We start from the raw sequence: 18,368 nt of genomic DNA, 5'->3' as shown, positions 1-18,368 counted from the left end.
TTTTACGGCACGGCTGCCGCTAAATTTCATTGCGACAGGAGTAATTCTTATGAGCAAAAAATTTGCCCGCAGCAGCCTGTGCGCGCTCGGCATGACTATCATGACAGCGCACGCCGCAGAACCACCTAAGGCGATGGGGGACGGGGAAGGTCGTCTTGATATTATTGCCTGGCCGGGCTATATCGAGCGTGGGCAGACCGATAAAAACTATGACTGGGTCACCCAGTTTGAAAAAGAGACCGGTTGTGCCGTTAACGTGAAAACGGCGGCCACGTCAGATGAAATGGTCAGCCTGATGGCGAAAGGGGGATACGATCTGGTCACCGCGTCAGGCGATGCATCGCTTCGCCTGATCATGGGCAAACGCGTTCAGCCGATAAATCCCGAACTCATCCCGAACTGGAAAACCCTCGACACGCGCATTGTGAAGGGGGAATGGTTTAACGTGGGCGGCAAGGTCTACGGTACACCCTATCAGTGGGGGCCAAACCTGCTGATGTACAACACCAAAACCTTCCCGACGCCACCGGACAGCTGGAGTGTGGTCTTTACCAAACAGGATCTGCCGGACGGTAAAACCAATCAGGGTCGCGTGCAGGCATATGACGGGCCAATTTATATTGCCGATGCGGCGCTGTTCGTCAAAGCCACCCAGCCACAGCTGGGCATCAGCGATCCCTACCAGCTCACCGAGGAACAATATGCCGCGGTGCTGAAAGTGCTTCGCGACCAGCATGCCCTGATCCACCGCTACTGGCATGACACTACCGTCCAGATGAGCGACTTCAAAAATGAAGGCGTTGTGGCTTCCAGCGCCTGGCCATATCAGGCAAATGCGCTGAAGGCTGAGAACCAGCCCATCGCCACCGTCTTCCCGAAAGAAGGGGTAACCGGCTGGGCGGACACCACCATGCTCCACGCCCAGGCAAAACACCCGATGTGCGCCTACAAATGGATGAACTGGTCGCTGACGCCAAAAGTGCAGGGCGATCTGGCGGCATGGTTCGGCTCACTGCCCGTCGTCCCTGAAGGGTGTAATGCCAGTACGCTGCTGGGTGATAAAGGTTGTGAAACAAACGGTTATAACGAGTTCGACAAAATCTTGTTCTGGAAAACCCCGACCGCTCAAGGTGGCAAATTCGTGCCGTACAGCCGCTGGACGCAGGATTACATCGCCATCATGGGTGGACGATAATCGCCCGGGAGCAGAACATGACGTACGCAGTAGAATTTAACAATGTTTCCCGGCTGTATGGCGACGTGCGGGCGGTGGACGGGGTGACCATTGCCATTCGCGACGGGGAGTTTTTCTCCATGCTGGGGCCTTCGGGCTCCGGCAAAACCACCTGCCTGCGTCTGATAGCGGGTTTTGAACAGCTGTCAGGCGGCACGATTTCTATTTTCGGCAAAGAGGCGAGCGCGCTACCGCCATGGGAGCGGGATGTAAATACCGTCTTTCAGGATTATGCGCTGTTCCCGCATATGTCGATCCTCGATAATGTCGCCTACGGGCTGATGGTGAAAGGCGTCGACAAGAAGAAACGCCATGCCCAGGCGCGTGATGCCCTGGAAAAAGTAGGGCTGAGCTTTGCCATCGCCCGCAAACCTTCGCAACTTTCCGGCGGCCAGCGCCAGCGTGTCGCCATCGCCCGGGCGCTGGTCAATGAACCGCGCGTCCTGCTGCTGGACGAACCGCTGGGCGCGCTCGATCTCAAACTGCGCGAACAGATGCAATTCGAGCTGAAGAAACTTCAGCAGGAACTCGGCATTACCTTTATTTTCGTCACCCACGATCAGGGCGAAGCGCTCTCCATGTCGGACCGGGTGGCGGTATTCAATAACGGCCGCATCGAGCAGGTGGATACCCCGCGCGATCTCTATATGCGTCCGCGAACGCCGTTTGTCGCCGGTTTTGTGGGCACGTCCAACGTCTTTGATGCAGCGCTTGCGCAGAAAATTTGCGGCATGGAAGGTATCTATTCCCTGCGCCCGGAACATATTCGCCTGAACGAGGGCGGTGAGGTTCAGGTTCAGGGTATCGTGCAGGCCGTTCAGTATCAGGGAGCCGCCACGCGCCTGGAGCTGAAGCTTTCCGAGGGGGCCAAACTGCTGGTCAGCCAGGCCAACCTCAGCGATGTCTCGCTGCTGAGCGGCATTGCGCCGGGGCAGGCGGTGATGGCCTCGTGGTCACGCGAGGCGATGATTCGCCTGCATGAGGAAAGGTGAAATGGATATGAGTGTCGCTCATCCTCCCGCACCGCACGGCCGCTTGAGCCGCATGACGGCACTGTTCTGGCGTAAGCCGTCGCTCGGCCTGTTCCTGCTGCTGCTTGCCCCGCTGATGTGGTTTGGCATCGTCTATCTCGGATCGCTGCTGACCCTGCTGTGGCAGGGGTTTTACACCTTTGACGACTTCACCATGGCGGTCACGCCGGACCTGACGCTGGCGAATATTCAGGCGCTCTTCAATCCGGCAAATTACGACATCATCCTGCGCACCTTAACGATGGCGATCGCGGTCACTTTGGCCAGCGCCATTCTGGCATTCCCGATGGCCTGGTATATGGCGCGTTACACCCGCGGCAAGTGGAAAGCGTTCTTCTATATCGCCGTGATGCTGCCTATGTGGGCGAGCTACATTGTCAAAGCCTACGCCTGGACGTTGTTGCTGGCGAAGGATGGTGTGGCGCAATGGTTTCTCAGTCATATGGGGCTGGAACCGATCCTCACCTCACTTCTTACGCTCCCGGCGATAGGCGGTAACACGTTATCCACCTCCGGGCTGGGGCGCTTTCTGGTCTTTGTCTATATCTGGCTGCCGTTTATGATCCTGCCTGTGCAGGCCGCGCTGGAACGTCTGCCAGCGTCTTTACTGCAGGCTTCAGCCGACCTCGGCGCGCGCCCCCGCCAGACCTTTCGCTATGTTGTATTGCCGCTGGCGATCCCGGGAATTGCCGCGGGTTCAATATTTACCTTTTCCCTGACGCTGGGGGATTTCATCGTCCCGCAGCTGGTGGGGCCGCCGGGCTATTTCATCGGTAACATGGTCTACGCTCAGCAGGGCGCTATCGGCAATATGCCCATGGCGGCTGCGTTTACGCTGGTTCCCATTGTGCTGATTTCGCTTTATCTGGCGTTCGTGAAACGTCTGGGAGCATTCGATGCACTCTGAACGCGCACCGTTGTTCCTGAAAGTGGCGGCATGGGGAGGCGTCATCTTCCTGCACTTCCCGCTGCTGATTATCGCGATCTACGCCTTTAACACTGAAGATGCTGCCTTCAGCTTCCCGCCGCAGGGGCTGACGCTCAAGTGGTTTAGCGTGGCGGCGGGGCGTGGCGATATCATTGAATCCGTGACGTTGTCACTTCAGATTGCCGCGCTCTCCACCGCCATTGCCCTGGTGCTTGGCACGCTTGCTGCAGCGGCACTTTGGCGAAGCGACTTTTTTGGCAAAAACGCCATTTCACTATTGCTGCTGTTGCCCATTGCCTTACCGGGAATCATTACCGGTCTGGCGCTGCTGACCGCATTTAAAACGATCAACCTTGAACCGGGTTTTTTCACCATCATTGTCGGGCACGCCACATTCTGCGTGGTGGTGGTGTTCAACAACGTCATTGCCCGGTTCAGACGCACCTCCTGGAGTCTGGTGGAGGCGTCAATGGATCTCGGGGCCGACGGGTGGCAAACCTTCCGCTATGTGGTGTTGCCCAATCTGGGTTCAGCACTTCTGGCGGGCGGAATGCTGGCCTTTGCCCTGTCGTTTGACGAAATCATCGTCACAACCTTTACGGCGGGACACGAGCGCACGTTACCGCTGTGGTTGCTCAATCAGCTCGGCCGTCCTCGCGACGTGCCGGTCACCAACGTTGTTGCACTGTTGGTCATGCTGGTGACAACTTTCCCCATTCTGGGTGCCTGGTGGCTAACCCGCGATGGCGAGAACATCGCCGGCAGCGGGAAATAACATTGATTTGAACAGGACAATGCTATGCAAACACATCTGCTGATAAAGGGTGAACTGGTCGCCGGACAAGGCGAAAAACAGCCGGTATATAACCCGGCCACCGGAGAAGTACTGCTGGAGATTGCTGAAGCCTCTGTCGCGCAAGTTGACGCGGCTGTTCAGGCCGCCGATCGGGCTTTTATCGACTGGGGGCAGACCACGCCCAAAGCGCGTGCGGAATGTCTGCTGAAACTGGCTGACGCCATTGAGGCGCAGGGTGAAGAATTTGCCAGGCTTGAATCGCTCAACTGCGGGAAGCCGCTCCACTGTGCTCTGGGGGATGAAATTCCGGCGGTGGTCGACGTGTTTCGTTTCTTCGCCGGGGCGGCCCGCTGCCTGAACGGTCTGGCCGCAGGTGAATACCTTGAGGGGCACACCTCGATGATCCGCCGTGATCCGGTGGGGGTAGTTGCATCGATTGCGCCGTGGAACTACCCGCTGATGATGGCAGCATGGAAGCTGGCACCCGCGCTGGCTGCCGGTAACTGCGTGGTGATAAAACCCTCTGAAATCACGCCGCTGACGGCGTTAAAACTGGGAGAACTGGCGAAAGATATCTTCCCGGCAGGCGTTGTGAACGTGTTATTTGGTCGCGGTAAGACGGTTGGCGATCCGCTCACCGGGCATGACAAAGTCCGCATGGTGTCGCTGACCGGTTCAATTGCCACCGGCGAGCATATCATCGGCCATACGGCGTCCTCCATTAAGCGCACCCACATGGAGCTGGGCGGTAAGGCTCCGGTAATCGTTTTTGATGATGCTGACCTGGACGCGGTTGTCGAAGGGGTGCGAACGTTTGGTTTCTACAATGCCGGGCAGGACTGTACGGCGGCCTGCCGCATTTATGCCCAGAAAGGCATATATCCTGCGCTGGTTGAAAAGCTGGGTGCTGCGGTCGCCAGCCTCAAAATGGGGGCGCCGGAAGATGCCGCTACCGAACTGGGGCCGCTAAGCTCGGCCGCTCACCTTTCACGCGTCTGTCAGGCTGTCGATCAGGCGAAAGCGCTCGGTCATATCAGCGTTGTGACGGGCGGAAGCAAAAAGGAGGGGGCTGGCTACTACTTCCAGCCGACCCTGCTGGCGGGGGCAAAACAGGACGATGCCATTGTTCAGCGCGAAGTGTTTGGGCCGGTGGTGAGCGTCACTGAATTTGACGATGAAGCGCAGGTGCTGGCCTGGGCGAACGATTCACAGTATGGCCTGGCGTCATCGGTCTGGACCAAAGACGTGGGCCGTGCTCATCGTCTGAGTGCGCGGTTGCAGTACGGCTGCACCTGGGTGAATACCCACTTTATGCTGGTGAGCGAAATGCCGCACGGCGGCATGAAGTTATCCGGCTACGGCAAAGATATGTCGGTGTACGGACTTGAGGATTATACGGTCGTCCGGCATGTGATGATCAAACACTAAGCCATCCTGCCTGGCCGCTTGCGCGGCCGGGCATTCTCCTTCTTCGCCCTGCGTGTTAAGCAAGCTACTCCATTGTTATTAGCCATAATATTTAAGTGGTTATTCTGTAACGAAAAAACTTGATCTGTATCAACATATGACGCATATTGCGTGCGGTTATTTTTTCGGCTCTGGTATACAGAATGACGTTGTATCAAAAGATGTTGGTTTTTTACGCAGTGATGGCTTCCATCTGTGCATTAATTACCTGGTTCCTTTCAAAAGATCGCAAACGCATCCGCCTGCTCAGCGCGTTTCTGGTGGGGTCGACCTGGCCGATGAGCTTCCCCGTTGCGCTCCTGATCTCGCTTTTCTGAAGCACGCTTCCACTTTTTCCAGATGAACATGGCATTCCTGATTCGATAACTGTATAAATACACAGTGAATCGTAAAAGGAGTGCTTATGAACAGTTTTTACTCGCAGCAGGCGGGTTGCACCGTGCGCTGGCATGATTTGCCCGGCTCAGGCGAGCCCGTGGTCTTCATCCACGGGCTGGGGTGTGCCTCTTCCTATGAATATCCCCGCGTTGTCCGTGACCTTCAGTTTGGCGCACGCCGGGCCATTCTCATTGATTTGCCCGGCAGCGGTTACAGTGATAAACCCGAGCACTACAGCTACCGCACGACTGACCAGGCCCGCGTGGTGGCAGAGCTGATTGACCACCTTGAATTGGATGCCTTCTGGTTATACGGCCACAGCATGGGCGGCAGTATCGCGATTGAAACGGCGGCAATGCTGGGAACGCGTGTTAAAGGACTGATGGTGTCGGAACCTAATTTTCACGCGGGTGGTGGGATGTTCAGCCGCTCGATTGCGGCGCAAACCGAACAGCAGTTTCTGGAACAGGGTTATGACGCCATGCTCAGCGCAGAAACCTCAGCGTGGGCGGGGTGTCTGCAAAGCAATGCGCCGTATGCAGTCTGGCGCGGAGCAAAGAGCCTGGTTGAGGGTGTAATGCCGGTATGGGAAACGCAATTCCTGTCGCTCTTGTGCCCGGTGACGCTAATCTTCGGCGAACATTCTCTGCCTGACGACGATGTTGATAATCTGAAGCAGAAAGGCGTTGAGGTAAAAATTATCCCTGCGGCGGGGCATTCTATGTCGTGGGAAAATCCGTCAGCACTGGCTCAGACGTTAGCCGGGTGTATGACGGAGTGATGTGCGCAAAAGTTTCGCCCGGCGGCGCGACGCTTGCACGGGCCTACGATGAATTGTGCAAGGTATTGATATTACGGCGGAATGTAGGCCGGGTAAGCGCAGCGCCACCCGGCAAGAATGGCAACTACATGATTAAAGCCCGTAATGCCTGACGTGCGTCAGGTTGAATATCATGCGGATGCTGGTAATCAATGTTCTCTATCGCCCGGCTATAGAGGGCAACCAGCCAGTCGTAAACGTACGCGGTGGCCGCATGGACTGGCTGTTCCGCCAGACGCGTCAGACGTGGCGCGGCGCTGCTGACGACGGGCGTAACGAAGATAGCCTGTCCCTTGCGGATGCGGCTTGCCGGACGCTCTGCTGAAGGCGTTTGGTCATACCCCAGCCAGCCAACGAAATTGCCCATCACGGCGTGCAGTTGCGCGGCGCTGCTCTTATCCGCTTCGACAATACGCTGAAGCTGTTGCGCCAGATTAAGCCGGTAGCTGGTGACCACCAGAACATCCGCGATTTGCTGTAATACTGCGGGTTCCAGACCGAGACGGGCGGCCGTGGCCTCATTACGGCTCCACTGACGCAGATGATTTATCCATACTCTGTGCGCCAGACGCGCCTTGTCCTTCGTCTGGAACTGACCAGCACTTTCCTGGGCGTTATCGGTAAACAGATCAATGGTATCCGTAAACAGCCCATTGACCTGCTCCTCGCGCGGTTGCTGGACGGCGAGCAGCGTTTCAAACGCTTTCATCGGCGGCATCAATCCTTCAAGAAGCTCGCCGTGACGGGCGGCACTGCTTTGCAGGGTGCGCACCATGTTTTCGGCCTGTGCGCGTCGGGTAGCCGGTTCCTCAACCAGCGGGGCGAGATAGCTGCGCATTAGCGCCGAAAGCTCCTGGCGAAGCAAGCTTTTCAGCGTTCCAAGGCGCTTCTGCCGCTGCGCAGGGAGCGTGGCCTGAGACAACCACTCAATGACGCGCTGCATGCTGTGGCTATCCAGCGCCTGCAGCGTGCCCCAGCGTAAACCCGGTTTACCGAGCAGATGCTGTACGGCTTCATCAAGATTCTGGCGGGTGGTAAAGCGGGCGTCATGCGGGGTAATCGCCCACACCAGCCCCGGCAGGGCAGACTCTTCAGCAGGCTGCGTCTCTTTGACCCAGTTCATTAACACTTTTGCTTTTTTGGCCGTCTGCTCGTGCTGCGCTGTCGCATTGCAGATAACCAGCACGTCAGGCTGTAGCTGCTGGCGGTAATGGTCGAGCAGCCACTGACATTTTGCCTGCGCTAACGGATCGGCACTGCTGTCTTCAAAGACCGGAATATCAATGATATCAACGTTATCCAGCGCACCACTCTCAACCGGCAGGACCAGCTCGCGGGTCAGGAAGGCCAGAACGTCAACCGGGAGGCTGATGGCGTTGAGCATGTCGCCGTTATTCAGCGGATGCAGCAGCGTCTCCTGTGCGTCCTGCTGGGTTAAGGTGCCATGCGTCAGGAACCCTTCACCCGGCAAGCCAAAGCTATCTACCAGCAGACTCAGCGGAGCAGCAAGCTCGCTGGCATGGCTGGTCTGATGCAGAACATGGGCGAGCTTCAGCCACTGTTGGGTGAATTCCTGTTGCTCACCCCACAGCAGCGACCAGACGCTTGCCCGGGTGCTGAGATCAAGTGAAGGCACCAGTTGGGCAAGCTCATACCACAGGGCATCATCAATTTGCTGTTTCGCAGCGGGTATTGTGCACTGCCAGAAGCGGGCGATGGCACCCACTTCCTGCGCCGTGATACCCGGTACGCCCTGCGGCTGACGCAGGCCACGCCATTTCTCAAGACGGGTCTCAATGACCGCCTTATCCACTGCGCGCATCTGCGGATGCAGCGTCGTGCGGGCAATAAACAGCTGTACCAGCTCGGCCTCGGTGATCAGACTCAGACGTAGCGGAAACGCCTCATCAACCACCTCCCGGTTTTCCCGGGTAAAGCGGACGGCCATGTTGGTCAGGGCATGACCCGGATTGATATGCGAAAAATAGTCAAAGGTGCGCTGGCCTGGCGTAACGTTTAGCCGTCCATTACCGCTGCCGCACAGCGACAGCAGCAGGTGTGCTTTTGCGCTCTGCGAATGACCGTAAAGTCCAATGCTGCTCTGGCGGGTCAGGGCACGCTCAATAGCCTGCTCTCGTGCCTGCGCCGCGTTGATGCGGGCAAGCAGGGCGTCAGCATCGTTGTCCAGCACAGGGGCATTCATGCGCGTCTCATTAATCCACCCGATTAACGCCTGAGTGGTGGTGGTCGTCGCTGTCATTTCAGGTATACGCTCCCGCTGTCGATCCAGTAGTGGCTACCGCTGTGTCGGCGATCGGCCAGAGTATTCAGTTTGAAGGTTAAGGCGTCAGGCGCTACCGGTGTGCCATCCTGTAGCCAGGCATCGCTCAGTTCAAAGGATTCAGGACCTTCCTGCTTGCTGCCGCCGCAGAGCTTAAGCCGCACGTTCAGCACGCCGTCACCGGCAATCGCTTTCGCCAGTTCAGCCGAATTGATGCTGAGCGTATAAAGCGGCGTGGCAGGCCAGCGTGCGTTCGCCAGCTGGCGGAAGCCGAGGGTGACGTTGCCGCGTAGCGGGAAGTGCAGGCGTGCGTCGAGTTTTGCGCCCGGCTTATCGAGGTCGATATCCTGATACCAGACGTTTTCCTCACGCAGGGTATTAACGGTGTTATCCAGCACGCCGAGATAACGCACGGTGGAATACGCGCCAATGTCCGCAGCTTTAAAGTTGAAGCGCGGCAGACGCAGGTCGAGCGCCAGGCTGCACAGCATGGCACCCACGGCGGCGGTTGATTTAGGGTTACCAATGCGCCCCTGCTGACTGAACGGATACCACTCATGTACCTGGTATTTATCCAGCCAGACGATGCGATTGACCGGCACCGGCTGCAGGTGACGGATCAGCGCCTGAACGCCTGGCAGGCAGCCAGGGCGACCGGTAATCAGCAGAATATCGCAGCTGTAGTGGGAAATCGCTTCACAGACTGCGTGAAGCGGAGAGGTCAGCGTAAACTGACCGGCCAGCATCGCATCCTGCATCTCGCGGAAATTGACGTGCAGCGGTACGGCGAAAAGGTCGAACGCTTCTGAGCCCGCAGGCAGGGCATGATCAATCGCCTGCTGCAGATAATTCATGACGTTGCGGGTTGGTTTCTGCGGCAGAAGATCGCCAAAGGTGGCATGCAGGCCAGCCAGCGGATCGTCAACGTCGCTGGATTCCCACGCGGCAAGAATGGCGTGGCCAATCGGCATAAAGAGCTGTAGCGCCGTTTGCTGGCGCAGCACGGCCTGGGTATCAATACGCCCGGAGTCGCCGAACAGCGACGCCATGAGCAGCGAGGCGTCCGCAATCCCGGATTTCTGCAGCTGCGTTTGCAGGGCGGGCAGCACGTAGCGCTGAATCACGTCCAGAAGGGTATCATCGCCCGCCACTTTAAACCCTTCGCGGAACAGCAGCTGCGGCGTGATTTTGACGTTATTACCGGAGCCGTCATCCAGTTGATAATGGGTGATCGCCATATCCGTGGTGCCGCCACCGATGTCGATAGACGCGACGCGCAATGCGCGGCCGGGCTGCACACCAGGCTCAGGCTCACGATCCGTGCGGGCGAGCGAGGCAAAGAAGGCTTCCGTCTGGCCGCCAAAATGGGAGATCGCTTCGTTATACAGCCAGACCAGTTGACCACAGCTGGCCTCATCCCACTCCATCTGGATTTCAGGGACCGGCACCACGCTTTTTTCCTGCTGTTTGCGGGTGGCAAAATCCTCATCCTGCGGGTGCCAGCCCATCGCTTTCCAGACGATGGCGATGGCTTCGAACATGCGGCGACGGAAAATCTCGCGCTCCTGCTTTGGCATTGCCGAGGGCAGGGTCAGGATCAGGGTGCGCAGCTGGCGTGGCGAGGCAGGGAAGCCCAGACGCAGGCGGGTGGCGACGCTGTTGATCTGACCCAGCGCCTGCGCCAGCAGCTCGCACAGCATATGCGTCATCAGGGTGCTGCGGCTGTACTGCGGCGAGAAGACCGGCAGTCGCTCGTCCTGCGGCAACGTAAACAGCGGTTCACCGTCATCGTTCATCAGGTTCATCAGTGGGAACGCCGTGGCAAGCGGCTCACGCTGGGTTTTGCCGTTCATCTGACTAAAGCGCCAGTCCTGCACCACCGGTGTTTCATCCCACAAATAGCGACGCGGGCTGGAGATGCCGCTGTTCCCTTCGGTTCCCAGACGCTGCATCGCCAGCTTGCGGGCTTCATCACCCACGCGAACGATCGACGGCCAGACAAACGCATCTTCGCGGCCACTTTCAACCGAGAAGTGCTGTTTGCCAAAGCGTGCTTCGGAGAACTCGAGACGGCTGGTAAACAGAGGCTCATTGAGGAATTGCGGCTCGCTCAATGAACGAACCTGTAACTCGGCGGTCTGCCGCAGTCCATCGTTCGCATCGCCGTGGTCTTCAATAATGACGCCGCAGGTGTGAGTGTTACCGACGTCGAGGATCAGGTCGACCGGAATCGCTGGCGTACTGAGGGTATGGGTAACAAATTTCACTTCCGGCACGGTGAGCTGTTCACCGAGCATGGTCAGCAGGTTAAGCCAGTGGGCCTGATATTCAAAGCTGCGCATCGCCTGATGCAGGTCACGTTCAGAACGATTTTCAACGCCGTCAGCATACTGGGTAAATGCTTCACGCAGCCAGCCGTCAATCCAGGTCTGGTCGAGGAAGCTTTCAACCTCGCTATCGCGCCAGGCCAGCGCGAAACGGGTGCCGTTCAGAATATCGTTTTCAACCGGCGATAGCGCGGAGGTGGCATGTTCCGCAATCTGGCTGTCGAGGGCGAGGGTCACGCGGTGCGTATTGCCTGCGGTGTCGGGGGTGTCGAGCTTGCGGACCTGCACGCGGGCCCAGTTATCCGGCCCCTCCACAAAGGTGCGCGGCGGGTTGAAACGCAGGAACGGGACGGGAAGCCAGACGCCGTCCAGCACCGCAAGGGACTGCTGCAGCGGGATAGTCGTTTCCGGTTTAACCACTTCAGGCTGGCCGCCGTGCGTTCCCGGCACGGTATAGCGCCCGTTAACCAGATCGAAATCGAGGCGTAAAAGAGGGCCGTTGGCGGTTTTACGTACGAAGCGCCCGTGGCTGGCGGTGTCCTGCGGCGTCAGCCCGAAATCGAGGAATTGCACGCCGCTGTTGGCAATAAGCGTAACGCTTTGTTTATAGTCGCAAAGATTTACCAGCATAGGATCAGGCACCTGCTTTCTTGAACGTCAGGGGGACGACGGTGTTGGCATCATAACGGGCGCGACATTCTGCGATATCGCTGGTGCCGGCTTTACAGGCGACTTCCGGCATCGGGTAGCGGGAACCGTCGGTACAGCGGGCCGTGCCGCGACTCTTGATCATCAGCTCACCATTGCTGTGTAGCCCGGAGAAGATCTCCGCGCGGCAGACAATATTGTCGCCATGGACTATGCGGGCGAAACCTTTATTGTTCTGGATTTGATAGCGCATTGACGGTGGCTTGCCGGTGACCGGGTCTTTCACGTCGAGAATCGCGCGCCAGGTACCGTTCAGGAAGCGTGTCGATCCGGCTTTCACCTGACCGGCCTCCATCACCATGGCATCTTTCGGGATCGCGACAATCACCACGGGAGCGGGTTCAGGCTCTTTTTCTTTGCTCGCCACCACCTCAGCCTGATGCAGGGGTAAATTCATCGCCAGTGGCTCAACGGCTTTGATCGGTTTTGGGGCGATAGCCACGGGCTCAGGGACCGGCGCAGGCGCGGGCTCTGCAGAAGGGGCCGGTTTTGGCCACATCAGCGGGGCGGCAATAGCGGCAACGATCACCGCCGCGACCGGCAGCGTCCAAAGGGGAACGCGACGCTTCTTCGTGATGACGACAGGCGCGGGTTCAGGCGCAGGTTGCGCAACAACCGGTGCGGGCTCGGGCGCATACAGGTCTTCCGGCGTAATCCGTATCGCGGCGACCGGGGCAATCAGCGGCTCGTCAGCTTTTTCAAAGGTGATGGCCGGTTCGGGCACCCGCTCGGGCTCGGGTTCAGGATCTTCAATCACAACGGGGGCGGGCTCAGGGATCAGCGATTCACGCAGGCAGTCGAGGACATCGTCACGCGCATTTTCATTCAGGTTTACAAAACCCCAGAAGCACAGGATCGGTTTTCCGTCGACGAGAAAAACGAAATTTTCCCCAGGGAACTGAAATGCTTTCGACAGCAGCGAGCCGAAGAGCTGTTGCGCTGTTTTCGGCGACTGAAGGCATTTCTTGCTTAACGACTCTACGCTCGCAAGGGTGTTTTCCAGATAGCGCAGGGCGCGATAGCGGTCGTCCTCACCAGCCGCTTTCCAGCTGGTGACGTTTCCCTCCACCGGGGAGTACCAGTCTACGCGGTCGCCGCTGTCGTTGACCTGCGGAATCGCCAGACAGTCAACGATAGCCTGTTGTTTGCGCAACCGGAGCGCTTCCCGAATTTGTAACGCTGATTCAAAAACGGCTTGTCCGCCGCCGCCCACGGCCTGAAAATCATCCAGGTTACCGCTGCGTAAAAGAGTTTTAGCCACGATTTGATCCCATATACTTCTTCACGCCGTTACTTTAACGAAACGAGGAAGAAAACAAACGGAGGAAGAGACGCTAAAAGGGCCGATTTCTTGCGGCATAGAAAGTGACGGTTGTGCTTGACGGATAATGGCACTTAAGGCAAATCATCTTTTCGGATGCTGACCGTAAAACCAGCAAAAAACGCGGCTTTAGAATAACCTGATAGTGTTTCGTTATTTGCCAGGTCATAACGGCTGTGCTGTTATTACTGTCCTATATAATAAAACTGTCAGGGTTATAACCATGTCTACAGGGAAAACACTGCTCGCCCTTGCGCTGAGCGCGCTTTTACCAGCCGGTGCCGCGTGGGCGGCAAACAACGACACCTTAATTTACTGTTCTGAAGCGTCACCCGAGTCGTTCAACCCGCAAATCGCCAGTTCCGGCCCCTCTTTTGTCGCCAGTTCTCAGGTACTGTACAACCGCCTGATCAATTTCGACCCGGTGAAAAACACGCCGGTTCCGTCGCTGGCGGAATCCTGGACGATTTCACCGGACGGTAAGACCTATACCTTTACCCTGCGCAAAGGGGTGAAGTTCAACAGCAACAAATACTTCAAGCCGACCCGCGACTTTAACGCCGATGACGTTATTTTCTCGGTTATGCGTCAGAAAGACCCTAAGCATCCGTACCACAACGTGTCCCAGGGTAACTATGAATACTTTAACGACGTGGGTCTTGATAAGCTGATTCAGGACGTCAAAAAAGTCGACGATTACCACGTTCAGTTCACCCTGAGTGAACCCAACGCCGCGTTCCTGGCCGACTGGGGGATGGATTTTGCCTCGATTCTCTCCGCAGAATACGCCGATGCGATGCTGAAAAAAGGTACGCCTGAAAACGTGGACACCTGGCCGATCGGTACCGGTCCTTATGTGCTGCAGCAGTACAAAGTGGATTCACTGATCCGCTACGTCGCTAATCCGAACTACTGGGATGGCGAGGTGCCGACCAAACATCTGATCTTCTCCATCACGCCAAATGTGGAGACGCGTCTGGCGAAACTGCAGACCAACGAATGCCAGATTATACCCGCGCCGTCTCCGGTGCAGTTTGAGGTGATTAAGAAGAACAAAGACCTGACGCTGCACTCGGTTGATGCGCTGAACGTCGGCTATCTGGCGTTTAACACCGAGAAAAAACCGTTTGATAACGTGCTGGTGCGCCAGGCGCTGAACTACGCGACCGACAAAAAGGCTATCGTTAACGCGGTCTTTATGGGGTCGGGGACGGTGGCAAAATCGCCGATCCCACCCAATATGATGGGCTTTAATAACGAGCTGAAGGATTACAGCTACGATCCGGAAAAAGCGAAAGCGCTGCTGAAGCAGGCCGGGCTGGAGAAGGGCGCAGACGTTACGCTATGGTCAATGCCGGTTCAGCGTCCGTATAACCCAAACTCGCGTCGCATTGCGGAGATGATCCAGAGCGACTGGGCGAAGGTGGGCGTAAAGGCAAAAATCGTCTCTTACGAGTGGGGCGAATATCTCTCCGGAATGCGTAAAGGCGAACATGATTCCGCACTGTTTGGCTGGATGTCCGATAACGGTGACCCGGACAACTTTGCCGATGTGCTGCTGGGCTGCAACAGCATTAAAACCGGGTCAAATGCCGCACGCTGGTGCGATAAAGATTATGATTCCCTGGTACAAAAAGCGAAGCTGACCAGCAATCCGGCTGAGCGTGCGAAGCTCTATGGCCAGGCGCAGGAGATTTTCTACCAGCAGGCGCCGTGGATCGCACTGGCAAACGGCAAAACGTTCTATGCGACCCGCAGCAACGTGACCGGGTACAGCGTGAGCCTGATGGGCAGTGATTTTTCAAAAGCGAAGCTGAACTAAGCATTTTATTGCCGGGTGGCGGCTACCCCTTACCCGGCCTACATTTTGCACCCGTAGGCCCGGTAAGCGTAGCGCCACCGGGCACGTGAGGAGGAGTGACAATGTCACATTTAAACGACGTGATCGCCCGCGTGGATGCCGCCATCGACGAGAGCGTGATTGCCCATATGAACGAACTGCTGATTGAACTGAGCGATGATGCCGAACTCAGCCGGGAAGAACGCTATACCCAGCAGCAGCGTCTGCGTACCGCGATTTCGCATCACGGTAAGCATCATAAAGAAGAAATGGACGCGCGGCAGGAACAGCTGACCAAAGGCGGCACGATTCTGTAGCCTCAAAACTGGCGTCGTGCGACCAGCCAGGCCCCGACAACCAGCATCACCGCACCGCACACCGGGCCTGCCAGGGCGCGGAGTGGAACGCCATGGCTTCTCAGAACGTCCATCACCAGCCCACCGATCAGCTGGCTGGCCACCAGTACGGCGATGGTGGTCGCTGCGCCAACGTTCTGATATCCGCTGATACTGGCAAAGACGAAAAACGAACCCAGCAGTCCCGGAATAAGCGTCCACCAGCGCACCGTTGCGGCCAGCTCGCTAAACCCGGCGACGCCCTGTTTCAGCAGCAGAATGCTGACAAACAGCACGATGCCGACCAGCGAGTTGAGCAGCATCGCGATCAGAATGGTGGAGGAGGATTGGGTGATGCGCACCATCAAGGTATTCTGTACCACCAGACCGATTCCCGCCGCCACCAGAAATGCCAGCGTCAGTGATTGATTCATGGAATAGCGTCCGGGTCGCTGCGCTCGTCAAGCTGCAGCTGCATAAAGATTAAGTCCAGCCACCGGCCAAACTTGGTTCCCACCTGCGGCATTTGTCCGGTAGTCACGAAACCGAGGGTTTCATGAAGGTGAATGGAGGCCTGATTTTGAGCTTCAATACCGGCCACCATCACATGTTTACCGAGGGTGCGGGCCTCGTTAATCAGCGCTTTCATCAACGTGCGGCCAATCCCCTTGCCCTGATGATCCGGATGGACATAGACCGAATGTTCTACCGTATGGCGGAAACCCTCAAAGGCTCGCCAGTCACCGAAAGAGGCGTATCCGGTAATAACACCATTTTCCTCGCTCACCAGAACCGGATAGCCTGCAAGTGTACGAGCCTCAAACCACGCGATACGGTTATTGGTATCGACGGTTTTATCGTTCCAGATCGCGGCAGTGTGCAGCACCGCGTGGTTATAGATCTCTCCTATCGCAGCGCAGTCTTCTTTGCAGGCATGACGAACGATCATGATGTTCCCTCTGTGTGTTGTTCACTATAGTATTACGTTGTAGATACGATATTACACAACTGCATCGTCCGGGCGCTACGCCATAAGCCCTATTTTTTGTTATCAGAACCCCATTGAAATGCCATTCATACACTATAGTATGACGTCATGAACACAATAACAGACACAATGAATCAACGAATTAGTGCAAGAATTCGTCTTGAGCGCGAGTCCCGCGGATGGTCCCTGAGCGAGCTGGCTGACCGGGCAGGGGTCTCGCGCGCGATGATCCACAAAATTGAGCGCGGAGACAGCAGCCCGACAGCGACTCTTCTTGCCCGCCTGTCCGGCGCGTTTGGCATCAGCATGTCCACGCTGATTGCACGCGCGGAGATGCAGGAAGGTAAACTCCTGCGCCTTGCCAACCAGCCTGTCTGGCGCGACCCGCAAACGCACTATCTCCGCCGTCATGTTTCTCCCCGTACCGATCTGCCCATCGACCTTGTTCAGGTAGAACTGCCTGCCGGGAGCGATGTGCCGATGCCCGCATCGTCTTACGCGCTGGCTCGTCAGCTCATCTGGCTGCAGTCCGGCGAGCTGGTGTTTCAGGAAGGCGACACACGCCACGAGATGCAGGCCGGTGACTGTCTTGAACTTGGGCCGCCAAATGACTGCCGTTTCATCAACGAAACGAATGAAAGCTGTGTCTATCTGGTTGTACGGCTTAACCAGTCGGGCTCGTAAAGGAAGCGATAACGCCGTTCATGAGCCAGGCTGTAATGACATTTGTAGCAGAAGGAGATCCTGATGAATCACGCTGTTTCGCAAAATCGCCGCTGGGTGCTGGCTTCTCGTCCACAGGGCGCGCCGGTCGCGGAAAATTTTCGTCTGGAAACACAACCTGTTCCCACGCCCGTTGAGGGGCAGCTGTTGCTTCGTACCGTCTGGCTGTCGCTGGATCCGTATATGCGGGGTCGCATGAGCGATGCGCCATCCTATTCCCCTCCGGTAGAGGTGGGTGCCGTAATGGTTGGGGGAACGGTCAGCCGCGTTGAGCAGTCAAACCATCCCGATTTCAAACCCGGTGAATGGGTGCTGGGCTACAGCGGCTGGCAGGAATATGAACTTTCGGACGGCAGCGGCCTGGTCAAGCTGGGAGACAATCCGTCTCATCCTTCCTGGTCGCTGGGTATTCTGGGTATGCCTGGTTTTACCGCCTATATGGGGTTACTGGATATCGGACAACCGAAAGCGGGTGAAACGCTGGTGGTCGCTGCGGCGACAGGTCCGGTTGGCGCCACCGTTGGGCAGATTGGCAAAATCAAAGGTTGCCGGGTAGTGGGCGTTGCCGGTGGGGCAGAAAAGTGCCGTCATGCCGTTGATGTTCTTGGGTTTGATCAGTGTCTCGATCACCACGCGGCGGATTTTGCCGACCAGCTGAAGCACGCCTGCCCGAAAGGGATTGATGTCTATTATGAAAACGTCGGGGGGAAAGTCTTTGACGCCGTACTGCCGCTACTGAATACCTCTGCGCGCGTGCCGGTTTGCGGCCTGGTGAGTGGCTACAATGCGACGGGCTTGCCTGAAGGACCGGATCGCTTGCCGCTGCTGATGGGCACCATTCTGAAGAAACGTATTCGGATGCAGGGGTTCATTATCGCTCAGGACTATGGCCACCACATTAAGGCGTTCCAGGACGAGATGGGGCGCTGGGTGCAGGAAGGTAAAATTCACTATCGTGAACAGGTCACGGATGGGCTGGAGAACGCGCCCGAGGCGCTGATTGGCCTGCTGGAAGGTCGAAATTTCGGCAAAGTCGTGATTCGCGTCGCGGGTGACAATAAATAAAAAGCATGATGGCGGGGTTTCCCGCCATATTTATTTGTGAAGATACGATATATTGTCTTTAATTAACGGACATGGTTTTTCGCGCCATCATCCCGGATGCGCCCGAAGCCGATAAAAAATCACAGT

16 protein-coding genes are annotated in these 18,368 nt (G+C 57.1%); 11 read left to right on the top strand and 5 right to left on the bottom strand.

The window, feature by feature from the left end; translation table 11 throughout:
* Window positions 1–49 precede the first annotated feature (49 nt).
* From ydcS to ACOTY9_RS02875, 7 genes are all read left to right on the top strand, one after another.
* On the top strand, window positions 50–1,195 hold the full coding sequence (gene ydcS / locus ACOTY9_RS02905) for a putative ABC transporter substrate-binding protein YdcS (protein ID WP_348565483.1): 1,146 nt from the start codon (window positions 50–52) through the stop codon (window positions 1,193–1,195).
* Window positions 1,196–1,212: 17 nt separating this feature from the next.
* On the top strand, window positions 1,213–2,226 hold the full coding sequence (locus tag ACOTY9_RS02900) for an ABC transporter ATP-binding protein (RefSeq protein WP_045268210.1): 1,014 nt from the start codon (window positions 1,213–1,215) through the stop codon (window positions 2,224–2,226).
* A 7-nt stretch (window positions 2,227–2,233) separates the two neighbouring features.
* Entirely contained in the window at window positions 2,234–3,172 is a 939-nt protein-coding gene (locus ACOTY9_RS02895; RefSeq protein ID WP_369796272.1) for an ABC transporter permease, read from the top strand.
* Entirely contained in the window at window positions 3,162–3,968 is an 807-nt protein-coding gene (locus ACOTY9_RS02890) for an ABC transporter permease (RefSeq protein ID WP_045268208.1), read from the top strand. Before ACOTY9_RS02895 ends, ACOTY9_RS02890 begins: the two co-directional genes overlap by 11 nt.
* 24 nt (window positions 3,969–3,992) lie before the next feature.
* Window positions 3,993–5,417, top strand: coding sequence for an aminobutyraldehyde dehydrogenase (gene patD / locus ACOTY9_RS02885; protein WP_014883957.1), 1,425 nt, complete (start codon window positions 3,993–3,995; stop codon window positions 5,415–5,417).
* A gap of 182 nt (window positions 5,418–5,599) precedes the next feature.
* Window positions 5,600–5,773, top strand: coding sequence for a GhoT/OrtT family toxin (locus ACOTY9_RS02880; protein WP_014883956.1), 174 nt, complete (start codon window positions 5,600–5,602; stop codon window positions 5,771–5,773).
* A gap of 86 nt (window positions 5,774–5,859) precedes the next feature.
* Window positions 5,860–6,615 (top strand): alpha/beta fold hydrolase, encoded by a 756-nt coding sequence (locus ACOTY9_RS02875; RefSeq protein WP_045268207.1) that lies wholly within the window; start codon window positions 5,860–5,862, stop codon window positions 6,613–6,615.
* A 124-nt stretch (window positions 6,616–6,739) separates the two neighbouring features.
* Here ACOTY9_RS02875 and ACOTY9_RS02870 read toward each other — a convergent pair whose 3' ends face one another.
* The 3 genes from ACOTY9_RS02870 to ACOTY9_RS02860 are packed head-to-tail and all read right to left on the bottom strand — an operon-like array spanning window position 6,740 to window position 13,231.
* Window positions 6,740–8,914: a virulence factor SrfC family protein gene (locus tag ACOTY9_RS02870; protein ID WP_063666462.1), complete on the bottom strand. Its 2,175-nt coding sequence runs from the start codon at window positions 8,912–8,914 to the stop codon at window positions 6,740–6,742.
* Window positions 8,911–11,892 (bottom strand): virulence factor SrfB, encoded by a 2,982-nt coding sequence (locus ACOTY9_RS02865; RefSeq protein WP_023330500.1) that lies wholly within the window; start codon window positions 11,890–11,892, stop codon window positions 8,911–8,913. Before ACOTY9_RS02865 ends, ACOTY9_RS02870 begins: the two co-directional genes overlap by 4 nt.
* A gap of 4 nt (window positions 11,893–11,896) precedes the next feature.
* Window positions 11,897–13,231, bottom strand: a complete 1,335-nt coding sequence (locus tag ACOTY9_RS02860; protein WP_045268205.1) for an SrfA family protein — start codon at window positions 13,229–13,231, stop codon at window positions 11,897–11,899.
* Between the two features lie 283 nt (window positions 13,232–13,514).
* On the opposite strand from ACOTY9_RS02860, the gene ACOTY9_RS02855 reads away from it, so the two are divergent.
* Window positions 13,515–15,113, top strand: a complete 1,599-nt coding sequence (locus tag ACOTY9_RS02855) for an ABC transporter substrate-binding protein (protein WP_047625847.1) — start codon at window positions 13,515–13,517, stop codon at window positions 15,111–15,113.
* A 101-nt stretch (window positions 15,114–15,214) separates the two neighbouring features.
* Window positions 15,215–15,448, top strand: coding sequence for a YdcY family protein (locus ACOTY9_RS02850; protein WP_063666470.1), 234 nt, complete (start codon window positions 15,215–15,217; stop codon window positions 15,446–15,448).
* Between the two features lie 2 nt (window positions 15,449–15,450).
* Here ACOTY9_RS02850 and ACOTY9_RS02845 read toward each other — a convergent pair whose 3' ends face one another.
* Window positions 15,451–15,900 carry a DMT family transporter gene (locus ACOTY9_RS02845; RefSeq protein WP_014883949.1) on the bottom strand — a complete coding sequence of 150 codons (450 nt, stop codon included), beginning with the start codon at window positions 15,898–15,900 and terminating at the stop codon, window positions 15,451–15,453.
* Window positions 15,897–16,415 carry a GNAT family N-acetyltransferase gene (locus ACOTY9_RS02840; protein ID WP_164954945.1) on the bottom strand — a complete coding sequence of 173 codons (519 nt, stop codon included), beginning with the start codon at window positions 16,413–16,415 and terminating at the stop codon, window positions 15,897–15,899. The genes ACOTY9_RS02845 and ACOTY9_RS02840 overlap by 4 nt, the downstream gene beginning before the upstream one ends.
* A gap of 147 nt (window positions 16,416–16,562) precedes the next feature.
* On the opposite strand from ACOTY9_RS02840, the gene ACOTY9_RS02835 reads away from it, so the two are divergent.
* Both ACOTY9_RS02835 and ACOTY9_RS02830 read left to right on the top strand, forming a co-directional pair.
* The gene (locus ACOTY9_RS02835) at window positions 16,563–17,138 is read left to right on the top strand and encodes a helix-turn-helix domain-containing protein (RefSeq protein WP_014883947.1); all 576 of its coding nucleotides are present in this window, start codon (window positions 16,563–16,565) and stop codon (window positions 17,136–17,138) included.
* A 63-nt stretch (window positions 17,139–17,201) separates the two neighbouring features.
* On the top strand, window positions 17,202–18,242 hold the full coding sequence (locus ACOTY9_RS02830; RefSeq protein WP_023330497.1) for an NADP-dependent oxidoreductase: 1,041 nt from the start codon (window positions 17,202–17,204) through the stop codon (window positions 18,240–18,242).
* The last annotated feature ends 126 nt before the right edge of the window (window positions 18,243–18,368 follow it).

The sequence above is a fragment of the Enterobacter cloacae complex sp. SHL012 genome (assembly GCF_049237505.1).
GTDB classification, from domain to species: domain Bacteria; phylum Pseudomonadota; class Gammaproteobacteria; order Enterobacterales; family Enterobacteriaceae; genus Enterobacter; species Enterobacter kobei.
The sequence above is the reverse complement of the archived record's forward strand: the minus strand, read 5'-3'. Positions and strand labels throughout refer to the sequence as shown.

Bases quoted from the DNA above. Each gene is read 5' to 3' on its own strand.
- ydcS (WP_348565483.1), top strand. From the start codon at position 50: ATGAGCAAAAAATTTGCCCGCAGCAGCCTGTGCGCGCTCGGCATGACT.
- ACOTY9_RS02900 (WP_045268210.1), top strand. From the start codon at position 1,213: ATGACGTACGCAGTAGAATTTAACAATGTTTCCCGGCTGTATGGCGAC.
- ACOTY9_RS02895 (WP_369796272.1), top strand. From the start codon at position 2,234: ATGAGTGTCGCTCATCCTCCCGCACCGCACGGCCGCTTGAGCCGCATG.
- ACOTY9_RS02890 (WP_045268208.1), top strand. From the start codon at position 3,162: ATGCACTCTGAACGCGCACCGTTGTTCCTGAAAGTGGCGGCATGGGGA.
- patD (WP_014883957.1), top strand. From the start codon at position 3,993: ATGCAAACACATCTGCTGATAAAGGGTGAACTGGTCGCCGGACAAGGC.
- ACOTY9_RS02880 (WP_014883956.1), top strand. From the start codon at position 5,600: ATGACGTTGTATCAAAAGATGTTGGTTTTTTACGCAGTGATGGCTTCC.
- ACOTY9_RS02875 (WP_045268207.1), top strand. From the start codon at position 5,860: ATGAACAGTTTTTACTCGCAGCAGGCGGGTTGCACCGTGCGCTGGCAT.
- ACOTY9_RS02870 (WP_063666462.1), bottom strand. From the start codon at position 8,914: ATGACAGCGACGACCACCACCACTCAGGCGTTAATCGGGTGGATTAAT.
- ACOTY9_RS02865 (WP_023330500.1), bottom strand. From the start codon at position 11,892: ATGCTGGTAAATCTTTGCGACTATAAACAAAGCGTTACGCTTATTGCC.
- ACOTY9_RS02855 (WP_047625847.1), top strand. From the start codon at position 13,515: ATGTCTACAGGGAAAACACTGCTCGCCCTTGCGCTGAGCGCGCTTTTA.
- ACOTY9_RS02850 (WP_063666470.1), top strand. From the start codon at position 15,215: ATGTCACATTTAAACGACGTGATCGCCCGCGTGGATGCCGCCATCGAC.
- ACOTY9_RS02845 (WP_014883949.1), bottom strand. From the start codon at position 15,900: ATGAATCAATCACTGACGCTGGCATTTCTGGTGGCGGCGGGAATCGGT.
- ACOTY9_RS02840 (WP_164954945.1), bottom strand. From the start codon at position 16,415: ATGATCGTTCGTCATGCCTGCAAAGAAGACTGCGCTGCGATAGGAGAG.
- ACOTY9_RS02835 (WP_014883947.1), top strand. From the start codon at position 16,563: ATGAACACAATAACAGACACAATGAATCAACGAATTAGTGCAAGAATT.
- ACOTY9_RS02830 (WP_023330497.1), top strand. From the start codon at position 17,202: ATGAATCACGCTGTTTCGCAAAATCGCCGCTGGGTGCTGGCTTCTCGT.